Annotated in this window: 20 protein-coding genes; 16 read left to right on the forward strand and 4 right to left on the reverse strand. The window is 68.6% G+C overall.

Going from position 1 to position 22,078, the window contains the following annotated elements:
- Positions 1 to 4: 4 nt before the first annotated feature.
- The gene (locus tag NS220_RS05840) at positions 5 to 934 is read right to left on the reverse strand and encodes an SDR family oxidoreductase (protein ID WP_058623146.1); all 930 of its coding nucleotides are present in this window, start codon (positions 932 to 934) and stop codon (positions 5 to 7) included.
- An 80-nt stretch (positions 935 to 1,014) separates the two neighbouring features.
- On the opposite strand from NS220_RS05840, the gene NS220_RS05845 reads away from it, so the two are divergent.
- Positions 1,015 to 1,488, forward strand: coding sequence for a MarR family winged helix-turn-helix transcriptional regulator (locus NS220_RS05845; protein WP_058623147.1), 474 nt, complete (start codon positions 1,015 to 1,017; stop codon positions 1,486 to 1,488).
- 3 nt (positions 1,489 to 1,491) lie between these two features.
- Here NS220_RS05845 and NS220_RS05850 read toward each other — a convergent pair whose 3' ends face one another.
- Positions 1,492 to 2,079, reverse strand: coding sequence for a PadR family transcriptional regulator (locus NS220_RS05850; RefSeq protein WP_058623148.1), 588 nt, complete (start codon positions 2,077 to 2,079; stop codon positions 1,492 to 1,494).
- 94 nt (positions 2,080 to 2,173) lie between these two features.
- Here NS220_RS05850 and NS220_RS05855 point away from each other — a divergent pair, with 94 nt between their 5' ends.
- Together NS220_RS05855 and NS220_RS05860 are read left to right on the forward strand one after the other, a co-directional pair.
- The gene (locus NS220_RS05855) at positions 2,174 to 3,283 is read left to right on the forward strand and encodes an aromatic ring-hydroxylating dioxygenase subunit alpha (RefSeq protein WP_058623149.1); all 1,110 of its coding nucleotides are present in this window, start codon (positions 2,174 to 2,176) and stop codon (positions 3,281 to 3,283) included.
- A gap of 1 nt (position 3,284) precedes the next feature.
- A complete protein-coding gene (locus NS220_RS05860; RefSeq protein ID WP_058623150.1) occupies positions 3,285 to 4,268 on the forward strand; it encodes a PDR/VanB family oxidoreductase in 984 nt (327 codons plus the stop codon).
- Between the two features lie 30 nt (positions 4,269 to 4,298).
- Here NS220_RS05860 and NS220_RS05865 read toward each other — a convergent pair whose 3' ends face one another.
- Positions 4,299 to 5,903 carry a hypothetical protein gene (locus tag NS220_RS05865; protein WP_206542991.1) on the reverse strand — a complete coding sequence of 535 codons (1,605 nt, stop codon included), beginning with the start codon at positions 5,901 to 5,903 and terminating at the stop codon, positions 4,299 to 4,301.
- A gap of 226 nt (positions 5,904 to 6,129) precedes the next feature.
- Here NS220_RS05865 and NS220_RS05870 point away from each other — a divergent pair, with 226 nt between their 5' ends.
- From NS220_RS05870 to NS220_RS05890, 5 genes are all read left to right on the forward strand, one after another.
- A complete protein-coding gene (locus NS220_RS05870) occupies positions 6,130 to 7,041 on the forward strand; it encodes a carbohydrate ABC transporter permease (protein ID WP_058623151.1) in 912 nt (303 codons plus the stop codon).
- A 9-nt stretch (positions 7,042 to 7,050) separates the two neighbouring features.
- Complete coding sequence (locus NS220_RS05875) at positions 7,051 to 7,998, forward strand: carbohydrate ABC transporter permease (protein ID WP_058623152.1); 948 nt, start codon at positions 7,051 to 7,053, stop codon at positions 7,996 to 7,998.
- Between the two features lie 63 nt (positions 7,999 to 8,061).
- Positions 8,062 to 9,444: an ABC transporter substrate-binding protein gene (locus NS220_RS05880; RefSeq protein WP_058623153.1), complete on the forward strand. Its 1,383-nt coding sequence runs from the start codon at positions 8,062 to 8,064 to the stop codon at positions 9,442 to 9,444.
- A 61-nt stretch (positions 9,445 to 9,505) separates the two neighbouring features.
- Positions 9,506 to 10,576, forward strand: coding sequence for a LacI family DNA-binding transcriptional regulator (locus NS220_RS05885; RefSeq protein WP_058623154.1), 1,071 nt, complete (start codon positions 9,506 to 9,508; stop codon positions 10,574 to 10,576).
- A 20-nt stretch (positions 10,577 to 10,596) separates the two neighbouring features.
- A complete protein-coding gene (locus NS220_RS05890; protein WP_058623155.1) occupies positions 10,597 to 12,819 on the forward strand; it encodes an alpha-galactosidase in 2,223 nt (740 codons plus the stop codon).
- Positions 12,820 to 12,882: 63 nt separating this feature from the next.
- On the opposite strand, the gene NS220_RS05895 is transcribed toward NS220_RS05890, so the two are convergent.
- Complete coding sequence (locus NS220_RS05895) at positions 12,883 to 13,443, reverse strand: flavin reductase family protein (RefSeq protein WP_058623156.1); 561 nt, start codon at positions 13,441 to 13,443, stop codon at positions 12,883 to 12,885.
- A gap of 297 nt (positions 13,444 to 13,740) precedes the next feature.
- Here NS220_RS05895 and NS220_RS05900 point away from each other — a divergent pair, with 297 nt between their 5' ends.
- From NS220_RS05900 to NS220_RS05935, 8 genes are all read left to right on the forward strand, one after another.
- Entirely contained in the window at positions 13,741 to 14,397 is a 657-nt protein-coding gene (locus NS220_RS05900; RefSeq protein ID WP_058623157.1) for a hypothetical protein, read from the forward strand.
- A gap of 75 nt (positions 14,398 to 14,472) precedes the next feature.
- Positions 14,473 to 15,621, forward strand: coding sequence for a WxL protein peptidoglycan domain-containing protein (locus NS220_RS05905; protein ID WP_206542992.1), 1,149 nt, complete (start codon positions 14,473 to 14,475; stop codon positions 15,619 to 15,621).
- The gene (locus NS220_RS05910; RefSeq protein WP_058623158.1) at positions 15,618 to 15,899 is read left to right on the forward strand and encodes a hypothetical protein; all 282 of its coding nucleotides are present in this window, start codon (positions 15,618 to 15,620) and stop codon (positions 15,897 to 15,899) included. The genes NS220_RS05905 and NS220_RS05910 overlap by 4 nt, the downstream gene beginning before the upstream one ends.
- 195 nt (positions 15,900 to 16,094) lie before the next feature.
- Positions 16,095 to 17,111, forward strand: a complete 1,017-nt coding sequence (locus NS220_RS05915) for a LacI family DNA-binding transcriptional regulator (protein WP_058623172.1) — start codon at positions 16,095 to 16,097, stop codon at positions 17,109 to 17,111.
- 193 nt (positions 17,112 to 17,304) lie between these two features.
- A complete protein-coding gene (locus NS220_RS05920) occupies positions 17,305 to 18,318 on the forward strand; it encodes a substrate-binding domain-containing protein (RefSeq protein ID WP_058623159.1) in 1,014 nt (337 codons plus the stop codon).
- 108 nt (positions 18,319 to 18,426) lie between these two features.
- A complete protein-coding gene (locus NS220_RS05925; protein WP_058623160.1) occupies positions 18,427 to 19,998 on the forward strand; it encodes a sugar ABC transporter ATP-binding protein in 1,572 nt (523 codons plus the stop codon).
- The gene (locus NS220_RS05930; protein WP_058623161.1) at positions 19,998 to 21,035 is read left to right on the forward strand and encodes an ABC transporter permease; all 1,038 of its coding nucleotides are present in this window, start codon (positions 19,998 to 20,000) and stop codon (positions 21,033 to 21,035) included. Before NS220_RS05925 ends, NS220_RS05930 begins: the two co-directional genes overlap by 1 nt.
- A gap of 65 nt (positions 21,036 to 21,100) precedes the next feature.
- Complete coding sequence (locus NS220_RS05935) at positions 21,101 to 22,078, forward strand: ABC transporter permease (protein ID WP_153004175.1); 978 nt, start codon at positions 21,101 to 21,103, stop codon at positions 22,076 to 22,078.

The following is a 22,078-nucleotide window of genomic DNA, read 5'->3' on the forward strand; positions in this document are numbered from 1 at the left end:
GCTGTCAGGCGGTCGGGGCCGGGCGCTGCAGGTCGGCGGGCAGAGCGGGGAACCGCTCGCCGACGCTCTGCAGGTCGCCGACCGCCTCGGCGAAGCCGTCGGAGAGCGCCTCGAACGTCCAGCCGCCCTCGCGATAAGCCGTCGCCACGGGCTCGGGGTGCGACCACAGTTGCAGACGGTCGCCGCCGATGCCGATGGCCTGGCCGGTGACGCCCGCGGCGGCGCCGGAGGCGAGGTAGGCCACGAGGCCGGCGACGTCGTCGGACGTACCGAAGCCCAGGTCGTGACGGAAGAACGCCGGCATCGGCTCGCCCGCGGCCTCCGCCTCGACGGCAGCGGCGAAGTAGGGGACCGTCGCGGTCATCGCGGTGGCGGCGACGGGGATCACCGCGTTCACGGTGATCCCCGCCCTCTTCAGCTCGAGAGCCCACGTGCGCACCATGCCGACGATGCCCGCCTTGGCGGCCGCGTAGTTCGTCTGGCCGAAGTTGCCCCGCTGGCCGGTGGGCGAGCCGATGCAGATGATGCGCCCGGCGATCTCGTTCTGACGCATGTACGTCGCGGCGGCCCGCACGGTGGTGAAGGTCCCGCGAAGGTGGACGCCGATGACGGTGTCGAAATCGTCGTCGCTCATCTTCCAGAGCACGGTGTCGCGCAGGACACCCGCGTTGGTCACGAGGATGTCGAGGCGCCCGAAGTTCTCCACCGCCGCGGCGACGAGGGCATCGGCGGTCTCGGTCGGGCCGACCGGGGCGGCGACGGCGACCGCGCGCCCGCCCGCGTCGACGATGGTCTTCACCGCGGCCTCGGCGGTGGCAGCGTCCACGTCGTTGATCACGACGGCGGCGCCCTGTCGGGCGAGCTCCTGGGCGTAGGCGAGGCCGAGGCCGCGCCCGGAACCGGTGACGATGGCGACTTTGCCGGTGAGCGACATGGTGAACTCCTTCGTGTCGCCGCCATCGTGGCATCCATTCGTTGAGAATGTCAATGATTGATTTTCGCTACACTGACGTCATGAGCACTGCGGCGGGCGAGGATGCGACTCCGGCGTCGCGACTGGAGCACGCGCCCCTCGTCGACGATCTCGGTTTCCTGCTCGCGCGTGCCGCCGCGGTGTCCCACGCGGCGGGCAACGAGGCGCTCGCAGCGCACGGGTTGAAGGTGCGGTCGTACTCGGTGCTGGCGCTCGCCGTGACGGGCGGACGGCCCTCGCAGCGCGAGCTCGCGGCCTTTCTGCGCCTGGATCCCAGTCAGGTGGTCGCGCTCATCGACGACCTCGAGCAACGCGGACTCGTGTCGCGCGAGCCCGATCCCCGTGATCGACGAGCGAACGTCGTGTCCGCCACCCTGGAGGGGCGCAAGGTCTATCGCCGGGCGCTCGCCGACGTGGAGTCGGGGGAGCGGCGCGCGCACGCCGCGCTATCGAACACCGACCGGATCGAGTTGGCGCGGCTTCTTCGCGCGGTCGCCTTTCCCGCCGAGGAGTGAACGCTACGCCCCCGGGTTGAGCCTCTCCAGCAGCTCCAGCCCGTGCCGTGCCCAGGCGATCTCGCCTTCGGCGCGGTCGAGGAAGCCCTCGTAGGTGAAAACCTTGAAGGCGACGATCGCGTCCGGGTCGTGCTCGGTGTCGCTCGCGAGCCGGCGCGCCACGATGGGGTGCGAACGCCGGCGGATGGCATCCAACTGTGCTTGCCACTGCGCGCGGCGCAGTTCGTACTGCGCGATGTGCTCCTGCAGGTGGCGGCGCGCGATCTCGGGTTCGGTCCACTCGAAGTAGGCCGCACGCAGATGCGCCGGATCGCGTTCGCTCGGGTAGTCGATCGGTTCGCGCATCCACGCTCGGAACGCGGCGACGCCCTCGTCGGTGACGGAGTACTGCGTCTTCGTCGATTTCTCGCCCCACGGCACCGACTCATCGACCAGCAGGCCGTCGCGGACCATGCGCTTGAGCTCGGGATAGATCTGCGAGTCGGGGGCGTGCCAGACATGCCCGACCGAGACATGGAAGGCCTTGGCGAGGTCGTATCCGGTCATGGGCTGGGCGGTCAGGAGGGCCAGAAGGGCGTAGCGCAGGCTCATCGGCCGACTCCTCCCCACGCTTGCGGATGCCGAGCTTCCACCGTATCTTCTCCCGTATAACTATCGTGATAGTTAGTGGACAAGGGAGTGCACCATGCAGGAGACAGTGACCGCGAAACTGCTCGACCACCCGCGCAACGCGTGGTACGTCGCCGCATGGGACCACGAGGTCGGGCGCAAGAAGATCTTGGCTCGGACCGTCGCGGGCCGGCCGCTGGCCCTCTACCGCACCGAGGACGGCCGGGCCGTCGCCCTCGCGGACGCGTGCTGGCACCGCCTGGCTCCGCTGTCGCAGGGAGCCCTGGTCGGCCCCGAAGACATCCGCTGCCCCTACCACGGCATCACCTACGACGCCCGAGGCCGCTGCACGAGCATGCCCGCGCAGGAGACGATCAACCCCAGCGCCCTCGTGCCGTCGTTCCCCGTCGTCGACCGCTATCGCTACGTCTGGGTGTGGGTGGGCGACCCCGCTCTCGCCTCCCCCGCACTCATCCCCGACATGCACCAGATGACGGATGCCGCCTGGACCGGCGATGGCCTGACGATCCACGCCCCGTGCAACTACCAGCTCATCCTCGACAACCTCATGGACCTCACCCACGAGGAGTTCGTGCACTCGAGCAGCATCGGGCAGAAAGAGCTCAGCGAGAGCGAGTTCGTCACCAGTCACACCGACACGACCGTGACCGTCGAGCGATGGATGCACGACATCGAAGCGCCGCCGTTCTGGCTCAAGAACATGCGCGACAAGTTCCCCGGCTTCTCGGGCCGTGTCGACCGGTGGCAGATCATCCACTTCGAAGCGCCGTCCACGATCTGCATCGACGTGGGGGTCGCCAAAGCGGGCACCGGGGCGCCGGAGGGCGATCGGTCGCAGGGCGTCAACGGCTACGTGATGAACACCATCACCCCCGAGACGGCGCGGTCGAGCCACTACTTCTGGTCGTTCCAACGCAACTACCGCCTCGACAGCCAGCTGATCACCACGCAGCTGCGCGAGGGCGTGCACGGCGTGTTCGGCGAGGACGAGGCGATGCTCGCCGCCCAGCAGGCCGCGATCGACGCCAACCCCGACTACGAGTTCTACAGTCTGAACATCGACGCCGGCGGCATGTGGGTGCGTCGGATCCTCGAGCGGATGCTGCTCGCCGAGGGCCGCGACCACGCTCCCGCTCCGCGCCGCGGCGCCCAGCTGGTGCGCTGAGGTGGCGGTCTCACGCACCGAGGTCTGGCAGGGTGGCACGGTCGTGGCATCCCGTCCCCTCACCACCGAGATCCGTCGCATCGAGATCGAGGTCGACGACCCCGTCCCGGTGAGCCCCGGCGCGCACATCGACGTGCGCCTGACGATCGGGGGCGAGCGCGATCGCCGATCCTATTCGATCGTGGATGCCACCGACGACGGTCGTCGCATCGCGCTCAGCGTCTACACCTCACCGGTGAGCCGCGGGGGCGCGGCCGTCATGAATGCGCTCTCGCCGGGCGACCGGCTCGAGCTCACTCAACCGCTCAACGACTTCCCGCTCCGCCCCGGCGCCGTCCGCTACGTCCTCATCGCCGGGGGTGTGGGGATCACGGCGATGGTGGGCATGGCGGCGAGCCTCCGGGCCCGTGGAGCGGAGTATCGCCTGCTCTACGCCGGGCGCAGCCGCCCCCTGATGGCCTACGTCGACGACCTGCGCGACACGCACGGTGACCGCCTCCGCCTGCACGTGCGCGACGAGAACACCTCGCTGGTCATTCCCGATCTCGTCGACGGCATCGAGCCCGGAACCGAGGTGTACGTCTGCGGTCCCATACGACTGATGGATGCCATCCGCCGGGAGTGGATGCGACAGAAGCGCCCCGTCGCGGACCTCCGGATGGAGACCTTCGGCAACAGCGGCTGGTTCGACGCGCAGGAGTTCACGGTGCGCATCGCCGCCACGGGGATCGAGGCGCGTGTGCGGCCGAACCAGTCCATGCTCGAAGCCCTCGAGGCGGCCGGGGCCGACATGATGTGGGACTGCCGCAAGGGCGAGTGCGGTCTGTGCGAAGTGCGCGTCCTGGGTCTCTCGGGCGACATCGACCACCGCGACGTGTTCTACAGCGAGCGGCAGAAGGACGCGCGGTCGAAGATGTGCTGCTGCGTCTCGCGCGTGGTTGCCCCCGCGGGTGGGGCAGCGGTGGTGGAGATCGTCACGAGCTGAGGCGCTCTCTGACTCGCCGCGTCGGTCGTCTCACGGGGGCGGGCTCGCCGCGGACGTCGGCTCGAAGGGGTCGGCGGTGGTCTGGCCCAGCCAGTCGTACTCCACGACGGTGTCATCCGTCGCCCAGCGGGTGGGCGTGGGCGTGTCCAGCCAGTCGAGGGGGCGGACGCCCCCGGGCTCGCCGCCGTCGAGCGCCAGGCGCAGCGCCGCGGCGAGATCGTCGTCCACGCGGGAGCTCCGCGTGGACGGGTCGACCGACACGAACAGTGCGGTGCCGCTGCGTGCGACGAGGTCGAGGAACTGCCGGTTCAGTGTCCAGTCCGTCAGGGGTGTGCTGGGCACGCAGTCGGCGTCGACGGTGAAGAACGCACCGTGCTGGGCCAGTCGGAAGGCGAGGGCGTTCACGCCCACCCGGCGGGTGCGGTTCCAGTCCAGGCCGGAGGTGTCGTCGCCGATGCGTTGCGCATGCACGAGGCCGGCCGCGAGGTGGCCGACGGTGTTGCAGCCGAGGATGAGGGCATCGCCGGCGGCATCCTTCGCGTCCCGGTAGAAGCCGACGAACGCCTCGGCGGTCGTGACGCGCGGGTCGCTGAGTGCGGGACCCTCCGCCGGCGACGCGCCGAACTGCGGCCCCCAGCGTCCGAGGAGGTCGTATGTGGAGAAGTCGTGCTTGATCAGCTCGTATCCCCACCCTGACAGCCGCGCGAAGTCGGACGCGACGAGCTCGCGCACCGCGGGTGCGGTCGGATCCAGAGCGAGAGCTCCGTCACGCGACGCGCGCACGCCCTCGACGCTCGCGTCGCGGGTGAGGAGCGGGCGGAACCAGACGCCCGGTCGCACACCTTCGGCGCGAATGGCGTCGGCGGCTCCGGCCATGTCCGGGAACTCGATCGGGCGGCCGCCGTCCCAGGGGCCCGGCGAGGCCTCGCGCCCGTCGGCCGTGCCGTCGCTGCTCCATCCGTCGTCGATGACCCCGAACGGGCGAACGGGGTGGTCTCCGGCCAGTTCGGCGATCGCGCGAGCGTCGCGGACGACGGATGCCAGGGCGAAGTCGCGTCCGTACGCGTAGTACCAGTTGTTGGCGCCGACCAGCGGCCCCGCGCTGAGCGGGTCGCTGCACAACAGGCGCAGCAGTTCCTGCTGCGCGGCGAAAGCACCGGCCTCCGACGCCGTCCACCGCACGGTCGCGGCGGCGATGGCACGCTCCCCGGGGCGGACGGCGGTGCCTCCGCTGCGCAGGTCGAGCGTGAGGGTGACGCCGTGGTCGTCGACCTGCCAGAAGGCGAAGGCGCCACCGCGTACCTCGACGCCGGCACCCGTCGTCGTGCCGGTCGTGGCGTCGTGCAGCAGGACAGTCCAGGGGAGGACCGCCTCGGGGCGGACGATCCGCCATTCGAGGTCGCCGTACGTCCGCTCCCAGGCGTCGCCGAGGACGCGCGTCGAGCGGGGGACCGGTCGTCGCCAGCGCAGGACCACGCGCGAGACCGCCTCGCTCGCCTCGACGTCCACGCGCAGGCCCCGGCCGACCGTCGTCGTGTGGACCGCGACGGTCGAGCGGTCGATCGGGACGAACGGATCGGTGGGGAAACGCTGCACGCGCACGAGGTCGGGCGGCGGCACGGACGTCTCTGTCACGAGTTCTCCTGGGGTCGGGGGAGGGGGCGGAGGTCGATTGCGATAAATGTAATGCCATTTGCTCAAAGTCTTGCGAAGCAAAATCTACTCGTGTAGCTTTCCGGACAGCCGCTCCATCGACGAAGTGGCATCCGGAGCGCCGAAGACGATCGGACCGGATCATCGACAGAGGAGTCCCCGTGTACCGTTTCCCGCGTTACGCCTCCGCGAACGATCGACGCGTCCGATGACCGCGCTGCGTCCGAGCCTGTCGCCGGGTCAGCGCCGCCGGCGTCGGCGCGAGTTCCGGACCGCCATGGCGTTCGTCCTCCCGGCGGCGATCGGCTTCACCGCCTTTTACCTCGTGCCGACGATTCGCGGGTTCTACATCAGCCTCACCGACTACAACCTGATGAGTGCCCCGTCGTTCATCGGGCTGCAGAACTACGTACGCCTGATGGGCGATCCACTCTTCTGGAACTCCGTGGGCGTCACCCTCGAGTACGTCGTGATCAACATCGCCGTCCAAACGGTCGTCGCGGTCGGGCTCGCCGTGCTCATGCACCGGCTCACCCGGTCGGTCGTCATTCGCGGCGCGATCCTTCTCCCCTTCCTCGTTTCCAACGTCATCGCCGCGATGGTGTGGTTCCTGTTGCTGGACTTTCAGCTGGGCCTGGTCAACAGCGCCATCGAGGCGCTCGGGCTTACTCGCATCCCGTTCTTCGCCGACGACACGTGGGCGATTCCCACGATCGCGCTCGTCAACGTCTGGCGCCACGCCGGCTACACCGCGCTCCTGGTGTTCGCGGGCCTGCAGATGATCCCGTCCTACGTGTACGAGGCGGCGGCGATCGACGGCTCCAGCGAATGGCGCACCTTCTGGAAGATCACCCTGCCGCTGCTGCGCCCGGTGCTCGCCCTCGTGCTGGTGATCACCGTCACCGGATCGTTCCAGGTGTTCGACACCGTCGCCGTGACCACCCGGGGCGGCCCGATCAACGCCACCCGCGTCATCCAGTACTACATCTACCAAACCGGGTTCGGCGAGAACGACTTCGGCTACGCCAGCGCGATCTCGGTCGTCTTGCTCCTCATCCTCGCCGTCGTCTCGTTCTTCCAGCTTCGGATGATGCGCGCCAACCAGTCCGACCTCGCCTAAGGCCTTCCGATGACGACCTCCACCGAAACACGCACCCTGCTCGTCGGCCCCGAACGGCACCGGCCCCGATCGCGCGGCAGCCGCCGCTTCTCGTTCGGACGTGCGCTCGCCTGGGCCGTGATGGGAATCGCCCTCTTCCTGACGATTTTCCCCTTCTACTGGATGGCGCGCACCGCCCTCTCGACCGAGAACGCCCTCGCCGCCGGTGCCGGGTCGATCCTGCCCGTGGAGTTCACCTGGGGTGCCTTCGCCCGCGTGCTCGGGCTGGCGTCGCAGGAGAGCGCCATCGCGGAGGGTGGGTCAGGGGCCTCGGTGGACTTCCTCCTCTACCTTCGCAACTCTCTCGCCTACTCCACGCTTGTCACGGTCGGGCAGCTCTTGTTCTGCTCGCTGGCTGCCTACGCCTTCGCGCGGCTGCGCTGGCCCGGGCGGGATGCCGTCTTCTTCGTGTTCCTCACCGCGCTCATGGTGCCGCCGATCTTCACGGCCCTGCCCAACTTCGTCACCATGCGTGACCTCGGCCTTCTCAACACCATCCCCGGTCTGGCGTTGCCCACCCTGCTCATGACTCCGTTCGCGGTGTTCTTCCTGCGGCAGTTCTTCCTCGGGATCAACCGTGAGATCGAGGAGGCCGCCGAGATCGACGGGGCGAGCAAGCTCCGCGTGTTCTTCCAGATCATCGTGCCGATGAGCGGCGCGCCGCTCGCCACCCTCGGCATCCTGACCTTCATCAACACGTGGAACGACTACTTCTGGCCCCTGCTCGCGGGCAACACCGAGGACTCGCGCGTGCTCACGGTCGCCCTGGGCGTCTTCCGCTCGCAGACGCCGAACGGCAGCCCGGACTGGGCCGGCCTGATGGCGGCGACGCTCGTCGCCGCCATCCCCGTCCTGACCCTGTTCTTCGTCTTCGGGCGGCGGATCGTCGATTCCATCGGCTACTCCGGCGTCAAGTAGCGAACCCGAACTTCCCCTCGCACAACCCTCTCTTTGCATCGAAGCAGAAAGGCATCACCGCTCATGTCCGCATTCATCCGTAGGCCCGCCGTCATCGTCGCCGGCGTCACCGTCATGGGCGTCGCCCTCACCGGCTGCGTCGGCGGCGGCTCGTCGGGCGGGGATTCCGCCTCGATCGACACCAGCAAGGCCACGGGCACGGTGGAGTACTGGCTCTGGGACAACAACCAGAAGCCCGCGTACCAGCAGTGCGCCGACGACTTCCACACCGCCAACCCCGACGTGACGGTCAACATCACCCAGTACTCGTGGGACGACTACTGGACCAAGATCACCAACGCCTTCGTCTCGGGCACCGGGCCGGACGTCTTCACCGACCACCTCTCGAAGTACGCCGACTTCATCAAGAACAACCAGCTGGTCCCCTTGGACGACGTGATCGCCAAGGACGGTGTGGACGTCGGCCAGTACACTCCCGGCCTCGCTGAGTTGTGGGTGGGTCAGGACGGCAAGCGCTACGGGCTGCCCAAGGACTGGGACACCATCTCGATCTTCTACAACAAGGATCTCGTCCAGGCCGGCGGCTACAGCGCCGACCAACTCGCCGCTCTGCAGTGGAACCCCGAGGACGGCGGAACATACGAGAAGGCGATCGCCCACCTCACCGTCGACGCCAACGGTGTCCGCGGCGACCAGCCCGGCTTCGACAAGACGCGCGTGGCCGTCTACGGCCTGGGCCTGGACAACCAGTCCGGCGGCGGCGTGGGCCAGACCCAGTGGAGCATGTACAGCGGCGCGACCGGGTGGAACTACATGGACACGAACCCGTGGGGCACGCACTACAACTACGACGACGAGCGTTTCCAGTCGACGATCGGGTGGATGGCCGACCTCATCGAGAAGGGCTACATGCCCTCGGTGGCCGAAGTCACCGGTGGTGACTCGACCCAGACCTTCGGCGCGGGCAAGTACGCGATGATCACGAACGGCTCGTGGAACATCAACTCCTTCTACGCGCTCAAGGGCATCAACGTCGGCATCGCGCCCACGCCCACCGGCCCCGACGGCAAGCGCGCGAGCATGTTCAACGGTCTCGCCGACTCGATCTGGGCGGGCTCGAAGAACAAGAATGCGGCCGCGAAGTGGGTCGAGTACCTCGCATCCGCGGCGTGCCAGGATGTTGTCGGCAAGGCCGGTGTCGTGTTCCCCGCCATCCCCAGCGGCGCCGAGGAGGCCGCGTCCACGTTCCAGAGCAAGGGCATCGACGTGACTCCGTTCACCCAGCAGGTGGCGGATGGCACGACCTTCCTCTCGCCCATCTCGGACAACGCCGCCAAGATCGCCGGGATCATGACGCCCGCGGTCGACGCGGTGATGGAGGGCAAAGCCGACCCGTCGTCGCTCACCAGCGCGAACGACCAGGTAAACGCCCTCTTCAGCAAATAGATCGCGCCAGAGTAGAGGGGATCCGATCCGTCGGGTCCCCTCTACCCGCCAGGAGGCTCACGTGTCGCAGACCACTCCCCCTCGCGCCGCCGCGTCGCCCGACCTCGAGGCGCGCCCGGCCAAGGCGCCCACCCGCAACGATGTCGCCGCGCGCGCCCAGGTGAGCACGGCGGTGGTGAGCTATGTGATGACCGGGTCCAAGCGCGTGACGCCCGAGAAAGAACAGCGGGTTCGCCAGGCGATGGCCGAACTCGGGTATCGCCCCAACAGCACGGCCCGCGCCCTGCGGACGGGCAAGACGTATGTTCTCGCGCTGCTGCTGCCCGACAGCAGCAACCCGTACTTCGCCGAGATCGCGTTGCGGATCGAGAGCGTGGCGGCCGAACAGGGCTATGGGCTGTTGATCGCCAACACGCACGACGACCCCGCGACCGAACTCCGGCTCATGCGGGAGATGCGCTCGCGCGGGGCGGACGGCGTCATCCTCGCGAGCGTCTTCCATGCCACGTGGCCGGGCGATGCGCGCGAGGTCCCGCTCGTGCTCATCGACGCGTTCCATCCCGCCGAGGGCGTGCCCTCCATCGGGGTGGATGCCGCGGCGAGCACGCGCGAGGCCGTCCGGCATCTGGTCGAGGTGCACGATCGGCGATCGATCGCTCTCATCCTCGGAGCCAGCGCCGACCCCGCGGGCAACCCTGATCCACGCCAACAGGGGTGGGAACAGGCGCTCGCCGCCACGGGCGCGGTCTCGGGAGGCATCGCTGTGACCAGTTGGTCCCGCGAGGGCGGTATCGCCGCGGCACACGAACTGCTCTCCGTCCCCGACCGCCCCGACGCGATCTTCGCGGGTTCCGATCTGCTCGGCATCGGTGTCCTCCGCGCGGCGGCCGATCTGGGGCTGCGCGTGCCGGAGGACGTCGCGGTCGTCTCGTACGACGGTTCCACCGAATCGGCCTTCAGCATCCCGCGCCTGACCACGGTCGCGCAGCCCATCGGCGACGTCGCTCGTGCCGCCGTGGCAGCCGTCCTCGATCCCGCCGCCGCCGGCGGCCACTACACGTCCTTCCCCGGCGAACTTCTCATCCGCGAATCGTGCGGATGCGCGACACCCCCACCCCGCGTCACCCCGTGACGCCCAGAGAGGAACCTCGAATGACCCCTCCGAACACCCTCGGAGTCGTCCTCCGCGCCGCCGGCGTGGCACTCGCCGTCGACCTGTCCGATCGCGAGCTTCCCGCTGTCATCCATTGGGGCGCCGACTGCGGTCCGCTCGGCGCCGAGGCGTTTGCCGCATTGGCCCTGACCGGGGTCGCCCCGGTCGGGCCGAACGACATGGACCAGCCGATCCGCCTGTCGATGCTGCCCGAGGAATGGACCGGCTGGAGCGGACGCCCCGGCGTGAACGGCTCCCGCGCCGGACGCGCGTGGTCGCCCCGCTTCCGCTCCACCGCCGTACGCCTGGACAGCACCCCGCTGACGGCGGGCGTCCACGATGCGGGAGCCGGTGTCCTCGAGGTCGAGGCCATCGACGAGGAGAGCGAGCTGGCGCTCCTGCTGAGCGTCGAGATGAGCGTCTCGGGTATCGTCCGCACGCGGGCGCGTCTGACCAACCTCGCCGACGAGGTGTATCAGCTCGATGAACTGCTGTTGAGCCTGCCCGTCCCCGCCTCCGCGAGCGAGATCCTCGACATGGCCGGTCGCTGGGGCAAGGAGCGCGTGCCCCAGCGGAGCATGGTCACGATCGGAGCGCACCGCCGCGAGGGCCGCCACGGCCGCACGGGAGCGGATGCCGCCACGCTCCTGAGCGTGGGAGAGCCGGGGTTCGGCTTCGCGCGCGGCGAGGTGTGGGGCGTGCACACAGGGTGGTCGGGCAACCACGTCCACCAGGTCGAGCGGGTCTCGACCGGTGTGCAGGTCCTCGGCGGCGGTGAGCTGTTGCTGCCGGGCGAGGTGCGCCTCGGCCGCGACGAATCGTACGAGAGCCCGTGGGTCTACGGCGCGTACGGCGAGGGACTGGATGCCGTCGCCCGCCGATTCCACCGGATGCTGCGCGCGCGCGAACAGCACCCCACCTCGCCGCGCCCGGTCACGCTCAACGTCTGGGAAGCGGTGTACTTCGACCACGACCTCGACGTGCTGGTGGACCTCGCCGAGCAGGCTGCCGACCTCGGCGTCGAGCGCTTCGTCCTCGACGACGGCTGGTTCGGCAGCCGCCGCGACGACTTCTCGGGGCTCGGTGACTGGACGGTCTCGGCGGACGTGTGGCCCGAGGGCCTGCACCCCCTGGTCGACCGTGTGCGTGCATTGGGGATGCAGTTCGGCCTCTGGTTCGAGCCCGAGATGATCAACGTCGACTCCGATCTCGCACGCGCCCATCCCGAGTGGATCATGGCGACGGGTGAGTCCTTGCCCGTGGAGTCTCGCCACCAGCAGGTGCTGAACCTCGGCATCCCCGCGTGCTATGCGTTCATTCGTGACGCGATCTGCGCGGTCCTCGACGAGTACGACATCGCCTACATCAAATGGGATCACAACCGCGACCTGGTGCAGGCCGGAACGCTCCCGGCAGGGCGGCCCGGCGTGCACGCTCAGACCCTCGCCTTCTACCGTCTGGTCGAGGAGATCGGCGTCCGATATCCCGAGCTCGAGATCGAGTCGTGCTCCTCGGGTGGCGCGCGCGTGGATCTCGGCATCCTGGAGCACACCGACCGGGTATGGGTCTCCGACAACATCGATCCGCTGGACCGCCAGCAGATGAACCGGTGGACCACGCAGCTGGTACCGCCGGAGATGATGGGCTCGCACATCGCCTCGGGCCGCTCGCACACCACCGGTCGCTGGCACGACCTGTCGTTCCGGGCGGCGACCGCGTTGTTCGGGCACCTGGGGATCGAGTGGGACCTGCGGACCGCCACCGACGACGAGCGCGCGGAGCTGCGGACGTGGATCGACTTCTACAAGCAGCACCGCGCACTGCTGCACGGCGGTGATCTCGTGCGCCTGGACCACCCCGACGACACCATCGCCGTCAACGGCGTCGTCGCGGCCGACCGCTCGGCCGCCGTCTACTCGTACGCGTCGCTCGCCCGGTCGGAGACCGTCTCGCCGGGGCGTGTGCGTCTGCCCGGCCTGGACCCGGATGCGCGGTACCGGGTGGTGCCGGTCGTTCCGACGCCGCTGCCGAGCCGCTTCACGCCGGCCCGCTGGTGGGGGTTCGAGCTGGCTCCGTCCGCGGTGTACCACGGCGCCCCGGTGTGGCAGGAGGGTTCGGAGCCGGGGGTGGAGATGTCGGGCGCGCTCCTGGGGGCGGCGGGCCTGATGGCTCCGCTGCTGTACCCGGAGACGGCGGTGGTCTATGCGGTGACGCGCGTCTGAGTCGGCCGCGAGAGATGACGCCCCCACCGAGCCGGCGGGTTCGTCATCTCTCGTGCGTCCGGATCAGTCGAGCCGCGAGTGCTCGCCGAGGCGGTGCCAGGTGCGGTTGTGGTAGACCAACGCGGAGCCCGGCTCTCCCGGCTCGAGGTCGCGCTCGACGTCGACCTGCAGGGCCTGGGCGGCGATCACGGTCGAGCCGCCGGCATCCATTCGGCTGACGATCTTGCACCGCAACCACGCGCGAACGCCGTGGTAGACGGGCTCGCCCGTGGGCAGACGCGACCACGTCGAGGTGTCGGCGAAGCGGTCGAGGCCGCTCGTGGCCGCCGTACGGGCGAGGCCGATGTCCTCGGCGTCGAGCAGGTGCACGACGATCGTGTCGGCGGCGATGATCGTGGGTGTCGCCGACGACAGCGCCGACACCGAGAAGATCAACAGCGGCGGGTCTGCGCTGACGGACGAGACCGACGAGGCGGTGAGGGCCACGGGCCCGTTCTCGCCGTATGCGGTGATGACCGCGATGCCGCCGGGGTGCCCGCGGAAAGCGCGCTTGAAGTCGTCCGCCGAGACCGTGGTGCCGATCGCGGGGGTGCTCTCGGGTTCGGCGTGCGGAAGAGAAGTCATACCTCAAACGGTAGGCGCTTCTGCGGCCGGGGGCGTCGCCGAGCGCAACACGGCGACACGCGACTCCGCACGCGTGCTCGCGTCGCTCGGTGTCGCGCTCGCCGCGCTGTTCCGACGCCGGTCCCGACGCCGGTCCCGACGCCGGTCAAACTCGGCTCTTGCACCGCACCCAATGTTCTCGCTAACATTCGAGGACCGCAGGGGAGCCCCGGTCCCGACGGATTCTGCGGGAGCTGCCCAGCTCGGTGGTCTTGCTACTTGATCGACGGGGATGTCGATCGAAGAACGGAGTACACGATGAAGTTTTCTCACGGTTTCGCGGCGAGGGTCGCGGTGGCCACCGCCGGCGGCCTCATTCTGGCCGGCACGGCGGGTGCGGCGTTCGCCGCCGAACAGCCGTACGGCGACAGTGACGTCGACGTGAACGTCAACATCGCCCCGGTCGACGGGCCTGGCACCCTGAGCCTGACCGTCGCCGGCACGTCGACGTCGCTCACCGAGAACAAGGAGACCGGAGACCCGAGCCTGCGTCAGTTCGACGGCTCGCTTCCGCAGGTGACGGTGACCGACACCCGCGACCCCGCGTCGGTGTCGACCGACCTCGCCTGGTACGTGCTCGGGCAGGCCAGCGACTTCACCGGCTCGGCGGGCACCATCTCGGCGGGCAACCTCGGCTGGACCCCGAAGGTCCTCGACCCCGCGGACGGCCTCGTCGCCGAGGGGCCCCAGGTCGACACCGTCGAAGACGCCGACCCGGACGGGTTCGGCAACAACGTCGGCCTCAAGGACAAGGAACTGCTCTACCTGACGACCAACTCCTCCGACCTCCTTCAGGCGGGTGGGAAGTCGTGGTCCGCGAGCGCCGACCTGGTGCTGAAGACCGGCACCGACGTGGCCCCGGGCTCGTACTCCTCGACGCTGACGCTGTCGCTCTTCGAAGACGTCGTCAACTGATCGATCCCGTCGCCTGGCGCGAGGCGGGTCCCCTGAGGACCCGCCTCGCCGCACATGCGAAGATGACTGCTTTCGATGCTCGATGACGACTCGGACGGTACCCCCATGCACAAGAAGCGCTCCCGCCTGACCCTCGCGGTTCTCGCCGTCGTTGCTGCGCTGTGGGTGCCTTTCGTTGTCAGCACGAACGCGTACGCCGCACCCGACGATGTCACCTGGGCCGTGACGCCCGCGACCCCCGACGGCGCGGATACGCGGGGGTTCATCCAGCAGGAACTCGATCCGGGCGCCTCGCGCGAGGATCACCTCGCCGTGCGCAACCTCAGCCGGACGGAGATCACCTTCCGCCTCCACGCCGCGGACGGCTACTACACGGACCGGGGGCGGTTCAACATGCTCCCCTCCGACCAGGAATCGGTCGATGCGGGCCGATGGATCTCCCTGCCCGAGACGGTGACCGTCGAGCCGAACGCCACCGTGGTCGTTCCCTTCACGACCACGGTGCCGGCCGACGCGATCCCCGGCGACCACGCCGCCGGGATCGCCGCGTCCGTCACGTCCACCGGCACCGATGCGAACGGATCGACGGTCGGGGTGGAGAGCCGCGTGGGCTTCCGCGTGCTGACGAGGGTCGCGGGCGAGATCGTGCCGGCCTTCACCGTCGATGGCATCGACTCGGCGTACGACATGTCGTGGAACCCCTTCCAGCCGGGAGCGGTCACCACGACCTTCACGGTCCACAACACCGGCAACGCGAGCCTCGCCGTCGCCGGAGTGGTCGGATTCGGCGGGGCGCAGACGAACGTGCCCGGCGATGACACCCAGCGACAGGAGCTCCTGCCCGGGGATTCGCGCACCCTCACCGCGACGATCCCGGGGGTGTGGCCCACCTTCTACGTTCCCGGCGAGGTGGCTCTGGCCCCCACGGCATCCGACCTCAGTGGCGCGGCAGTCACCGTCGCCGCGTCGTCGACCGCCGCGTCCCTGTGGGCGGTGCCGGTGCCGCAGCTGCTGGTTCTCCTCGGCGTCGCACTGCTTCTGCTCGCTCTCCTCTGGCGTCGTCGACGTTTCGCCGCCGCTCTCGATCGTGCGCGGAGTGAGGGCCGCGCCTCCGCTCTCCAGCCCGACGCGCCGACGCAGACCTCGCCGTCGGAGCCGGCCGATCCCCCCGCACGGAGGTCTCGCAGACTTCCCGTCTCTTCACCTGCAATGGAGCACCAGTGATCCACGCTCTTCTCACCTCTCCCGCCGCGTCCGCCTCGGTGGGAGTCGGGGTGGACATCACCCCGTTGCCGACGGTGCCGCCGTCGCCGACGACGGCTCCGACCGTGATGCCGACGCCCACGCCGACGCTCTCCCCGATCGTTCCCGGCCCCGACCACGGGTTGCCGATCACCGGGATGGAACCGGCGTGGGTCCTCGTCGGCGTGGCCGTCGTGCTCGTCGTCGTGGGCCTCGCGATCATCCTGCGGCGCCGCGCCGGGCGTCGCGCGCGTCCCTAGGTCGAGCGATGTCTCCTCGCGTCATTCGGAGGGTGACCATGAGAACGCTCACACGGGCAATCACCACGCATCGCGACGAGGGAGCGTAGCATCGCCTCCATCGACAGAACTCCCCGGAAGGGGCGCGTCCTGCCCGATTCGGGGCGAGAGCGGTCGATGGACACGGGCCGCCTCGCCTGGATCGGAATCTCGCCCATGCCTCAGACGTCGAGCCGGGGATGGCAGCGACCAAGCATCTACGACGTCGCCCGTCGCGCCGGAGTTTCGCACATGACGGTGTCCCGGGTGCTGAACGGTCATCCGAACATCCGCGAGTCCACGCGCTCGAAGGTCCTCCAGGCCATCGACGAGATGAACTACACCCCGAGCTCGATCGCTCGCGCCCTCGCGACTCGGCGTGCTCGCCGCATCGGTGTGCTCATCGACGGCCCGGTCCAGAACGGACCGAACAACACGCTCCGCGCCCTCGAGAAGGCCGCGCGCGGCGTCGGATACGCCGTCAGCGCTTTCTCGATCGGCAGCGACGACGAGTCGCAGATGGACTCCGGCGTGATGGAGCTCGTGACCCAGGGGGTCGACGCTCTGTGCGTCATCGCCCCGCGTGCCTCGTCGCTCGACCTGCTGCGGCAGCAGACGACCGGACTGCCGACCATCGTGATCAAGGCGGAGGCGGACGCCGCGTGGCACACCGTCGGCGTGGACCAGCGCGCGGGGGCCCGCTTGGCGGTGAAACATCTCATCGACCTCGGTCACACCTCCATCGCGCACCTGGCCGGCCCGCAGGACTGGTTCGACGCGCGTGAGCGCGTGCAGGGGTGGCGGGAGTCGCTCGACGAGGCCGGCCTGGCCCACGGGCCTTTCGTCGTGGGGGAGTGGTCCTCGGACTTCGGCTTCGACTTCGGTCAGACGTTCGAGTGGGGCGACACCACGGCCGTGTTCGCCGCCAATGACCAGATCGCGCTCGGTGTCGTCCACGGCCTCGCGCGTCGCGGCATCAGGGTCCCCGAAGACATCAGCGTGGTCGGCTTCGACGATCTCTCGGACGCGCGTCACTTCCTCCCGCCGCTCACCACGGTGCGTCAGGATTTCGCCGAGCTCGGCGAACTCGCCCTGCAGCAAGTCATCGCGGCGATCGAGGGGAACACCGATCCCACGCACGACACCATTCAGCCCGCGCTGATCGTGCGGGAGTCGACGGCGTCTCGCGCGTAGGGCCGCGGTCGCGCGCGTCCCGCGTGGTCGTCGTGATGCATTCGTGATCTCGTGAGAGGAAATTCTCGCGTCATCCGCTTGCGTTCCCGATTGTTAGCGCGCACAATATGAATGACCAAGGGTGCTTCCAGCGGTGGCAGCACGGCAACTCTCTTCAACCCGACTGGTGGAGAGATCTCAAGGAGGAGAACACATGTCCAAGTCGAAGCGCGTCCAGGGCCTTCTCGGCGTCGTCGGTGTCGGTGCTCTGGCACTCGGTCTGGCCGGCTGCTCCGGTGGAGCAAGCTCGGACAGCGGCAGCGCCGGTGGTAGCAGCAAGGACGGCGTCATCACGGTGGGCTTCGTCGCCGTCGGCCCCGAGGGTGGATGGCGCAACGCCAACGAGCAGGCCGTCAAGGACGCCTTCTCGAGCGAGGCCGGTTTCGACCTCAAGTACGCTCCGGCTGCCAGCCCGAGCGACCAGAAGTCCCAGCTCGACGCCTTCTCGACGTTCGTCAACGACGAGGTCGACGCCATCCTGCTGACGGCCACCGAGGCTTCCGGTTGGGAAGACTCGCTGAAGCTCGCCAAGGAGGCGCAGATCCCCGTGATCCTGCTCGACCGTGGCGTCGACGCTCCCGATGACCTCTACGTCACCCGCATCGCCCCCGACAACAAGCAGGTCGCGGCGTCCGTCGGCGACTGGGCACTCACCGCCTTCCCGTCCGGCGCGAACTACTTCGTGCTCGAGGGTGTTCCCGGCCTCTCGGTCGTGAACGAGCGCAACGAGGGCTTCGACGAGGCGATCAGCGGCGCGTCCGGCTTCAACAAGGTCGGCGCGCAGACCGCCAACTGGAAGACCGACGAGGGCAAGTCCGTCATCGAGACGGTCCTCAAGGCCAACAACAACAACATCCAGTTCATCTTCGCCCAGAACGACGAGATGGGTATCGGAGCGGCCCAGGCCGTCAGCGCCGCGGGTCTGACCCCCGGCACCGACGTGAAGATCGCCACGATCGACGGCACCAAGGGCGCGCTCGAGGCCCTGTCGAAGGGTCAGCTGAGCTTCGTCGCCCAGTACAACCCGTTCTTCGGCGACATCGCCGCCGACGCCGTCAAGAAGGCCATCGCCGGTGAGTCGGTCGAGCCGACCATCATCGTCGACAGCGCGACGTTCGACTCGCCCCAGGCGGCCGACAAGGCGCTCTCCGAGGGTCTCGGCTTCTAAGCCGGGTCTGCCGAACAAGTAGCACCTCTCCGTCAGTGGGGGTGGCCCCGTGGCCACCCCCACTCCCGGTTCCCACCAGCACCGTACAAACGAGGAAGTTCGTCAGCGATGGCAGAGTCCCTACCGATCGTCGAAGTCCGTGGCGCATCGATCACATTCCCCGGCGTCAAAGCCCTCGACGAGGTGAACTTCCGACTCCTCCCCGGCGAGGTCCACACCCTGATGGGAGAGAACGGGGCGGGCAAGTCCACCCTGATCAAGGCCCTGACCGGCGTCTACCAGATCGATTCCGGTTCGATCCTGATCTTCGGTGAGGAGCGTCGCCTGACGGGCACCGCTTCCGCTCAGGCCGCGGGCATCTCCACGGTCTATCAAGAGGTCAACCTCTGCACGAACCTCACCATCGGCGAGAACGTCATGCTCGGCCACGAGATCCGGGGCCCCCTCGGGATCAACTGGCGGGCGACCCACGCCAAAGCCGCCGAGGCGCTCACACGTATGGGTCTCGGCCACCTCGACACCCGCGCCCCGCTGTCGTCGATCTCGATCGCCCTTCAGCAGCTGGTGGCGATCAGCCGTGCGATGGTCACCGACTCCAAGGTGCTCATCCTCGACGAGCCGACCTCGAGCCTGGATGCCGCCGAGGTCGAGGTCCTCTTCACTGTCATGCGTCGCCTGCGCGACCAGGGCGTGGCCATCCTCTTCGTCTCGCACTTCCTCGACCAGGTCTACGCGATCAGCGACCGCATCACGGTGCTGCGCAACGGCGGTTTCGTCGGTGAGTACCTCACGCGGGACCTGGACCGCACGCAGCTCATCTCGAAGATGATCGGTAAGGACATCGAGGCGCTGAAGGCCCTCGGCTCCAACCGTCAGGTCGACGCGCGCGACCGGTCGGCGACCCCGGTGTACGCCGCCGAAGGCCTCGCCCGCGCCGGCGCGCTCGCCCCCACCGACATCGAGATCCACAAGGGCGAGGTCGTCGGATTCGCCGGTCTCCTCGGGTCCGGCCGCACCGAGCTCGCCCGCCTCATCGCCGGCGCCGACCGCGCCGATGCGGGGGCGGTGCGTCTGAAGGGCAAGAAGGTCAATGTGACCTCGCCCGTCTCGGGGCTCGCCAACCACATCGCGTACTCGACCGAGAACCGTCGTGACGACGGCATCATCGGCGATCTCAGCATCCGCGAGAACATCATGCTCGCGCTGCAGGCCAAGCGCGGGTGGTTGCGCCGCATCCCCGCGCGCGAGGTCGACGAGCTGGTGCGCACCTACATGGAGCGTTTCAGCGTCCGCCCGAACGACCCCGATCGCCCCATCCGTCTGCTGTCCGGAGGCAATCAGCAGAAGGTGCTCCTCGGACGCTGGCTCGCCACCGACCCCGAACTGCTCCTCCTCGACGAGCCGACCCGAGGCATCGACGTCGGTGCCAAGGCCGACATCCAGGAGACCGTGGCCGAACTGGCCGAGGGAGGGATGAGCGTGGTGTTCATCTCGTCCGAGCTCGAGGAAGTCGTCCGACTCTCCGAGCGCATCGTGATCATGAAGGACCACCAGAAGGTCGGCGAGATCGTCAACGGTCCCGACGTGACGGCCGAGCGGGTCGTCTCGATCATCGCGGCCGAGTCCGACGAGAAGGCCGAAGCCCAGACCGAGTCGCTCATCGAAGGAGAGACCCCCTGATGTCCGTCGTCAAGACGCTGCTGCGCACTCCCTGGTTCTGGGGGATCATCGGCATCCTACTCCTGCTCTCGCTGAACGTGATCAAGGACCCCACGTACCTCTCGATCGGCATCAACCCGGCGACGGGTCTGGTGGCGGGCAACCTGCTCGACATCCTCCGCGTGTCGGCGCCGATCATCATGATCGCCCTCGGCATGACCTTCGTGATCGCCACGAAGGGCATCGACCTCTCGGTCGGCTCGATCATGGCCGTCGGCGGGGCCGCGGCGATGGAGACCCTGCGGGCGCTGAACGCCCCCAGTTCCTTCGGCGCGATGTTCACCGCGATCGGCATCGCCCTCGCGATCGGCGCGGTGCTCGGTCTCGTGAACGGTCTGCTCGTGTCGGTCGTGGGCCTGCAGCCCTTCATCAGCACCCTGGTGATGATGCTCGCGGCGCGCGGTATCGCGCGTGTCATCACGGGGGGTCAGAACACCAACTCGACGAACGCGCCGTTCCAGCAGATCTCGAACGGACAGGTCCTGGGCCTTCCGACGAGCTTCGTGATCGCGATCGTCATCGTGGTCGTGGTGTCGGTCATCATGCGCCGCACCGCCCTCGGTCTGATGATCGAGTCGATCGGCGTGAACCCCGACGCGAGCCGGCTCGCCGGCATCCGCCCGCGTCCGATCCTCATCACCGTCTACGTGCTGTCGGGGATCCTCGCCGCGGGCGGCGGACTGTTCACCGTGTCGGAGGTCATGACCGTCGACGTCTCGGGTACCGGCTATCAGATGGAGCTCGACGCGATCCTCGCGGTCGTCATCGGCGGAACGTCGCTGGCCGGCGGCAAGTTCTCCATCCTCGGTTCGACGATCGGTGCGCTGCTGATCGCCACACTGAACAAGACGGTGCTCTTCCTCGGCGTCTCCGCCGCCGCGACCCCGGCCTTCAAGGCCATCGTCATCGTGCTGCTCGTCCTGCTGCAGTCCGAGCGTGTGAGGGCTTTCGTCCTCCAGGCCGGACGCCGCCGTACCCGTAAGGAGGTCGTCGCGTGAGCACGACCGTGTCGCCCCCCTCGCACGGCACCGAGGTCCCGGTGCGGGGACTCGCCATCTCCCGCATGTGGGGCCGCAGCCAGTCGGCCATCCCCACTTTCGCCGCCGTCATCCTGCTCGTGGCGATGCTCGTGTACGCCGAGATCGCCTACGGCCGCGTGTTCCACGCGGGAACGATGTCGAGCCTGCTCGTCAGCTTCGCGCCGACGATCATCCTGGCCGTGGGGATGACCATCGTCATCCTCTCCGGCGGTATCGATCTGTCGGTGGGTGCGGTCGTGGCCTTCACCTCGGTCTCCGGCGTCATGCTCATGAACGCCGGTGTGAACGGCTGGCTCGCGATCGTGCTGATGATCGCGTTCGGGGCCCTCTTCGGCCTCGTCTCGGGTGTGCTGATCCAGTACTTCAACGTGCAGCCGTTCATCGCCACACTCGCGATGATGTTCCTGGCCCGCGGTCTCGCCTCGATCCTGTCGACGGTCCCGGTGCAGGTCGCCGACGACTCCCCGATCCTGACCCTCGCGACGGACTTCAAGCTGTACGACGGTCCCAAGACGAACGACCTCATTCTCACCCCCGGCTTCTTCATCGCCGTCCTCGTGGTCGTCGGAGCCTTCTTCCTCCTCCACCGCACCCGCACCGGTCGCACGGTGTACGGCATCGGAGGGGCGGAGAACTCGGCTCAGCTGATGGGTCTGCCCGTGGCCCGCACGCGCGTGCTCATCTACGTCATCAGCGGTGCGCTCGCCGGTCTCGCCGCCGTCGTCTACACCGCCGAGGTCGGCGGCAAGGCGCAGAACGTCACCGGTATCGGGTGGGAACTGGATGCCATCGCCGCCGTCGTGATCGGCGGAACGCTCCTCACCGGTGGTGCCGGTTACGTGCTCGGCTCGGTCGTGGGCTCGCTCGTGCTCGCGGCGCTGGCGATGATCATCACGAAGGACGGTAGCATCCGCCCGGAGTACTTGACCATCATCACCGGCAGCATCCTGCTGGCCTTCGTCTTGCTCCAGCGCGTGCTGACGGCGCGGCGAAGGAAATGA

It is taken from the genome of Microbacterium testaceum (genome assembly GCF_001476655.1).
In the GTDB taxonomy this organism is placed as follows: domain Bacteria; phylum Actinomycetota; class Actinomycetes; order Actinomycetales; family Microbacteriaceae; genus Microbacterium; species Microbacterium testaceum_C.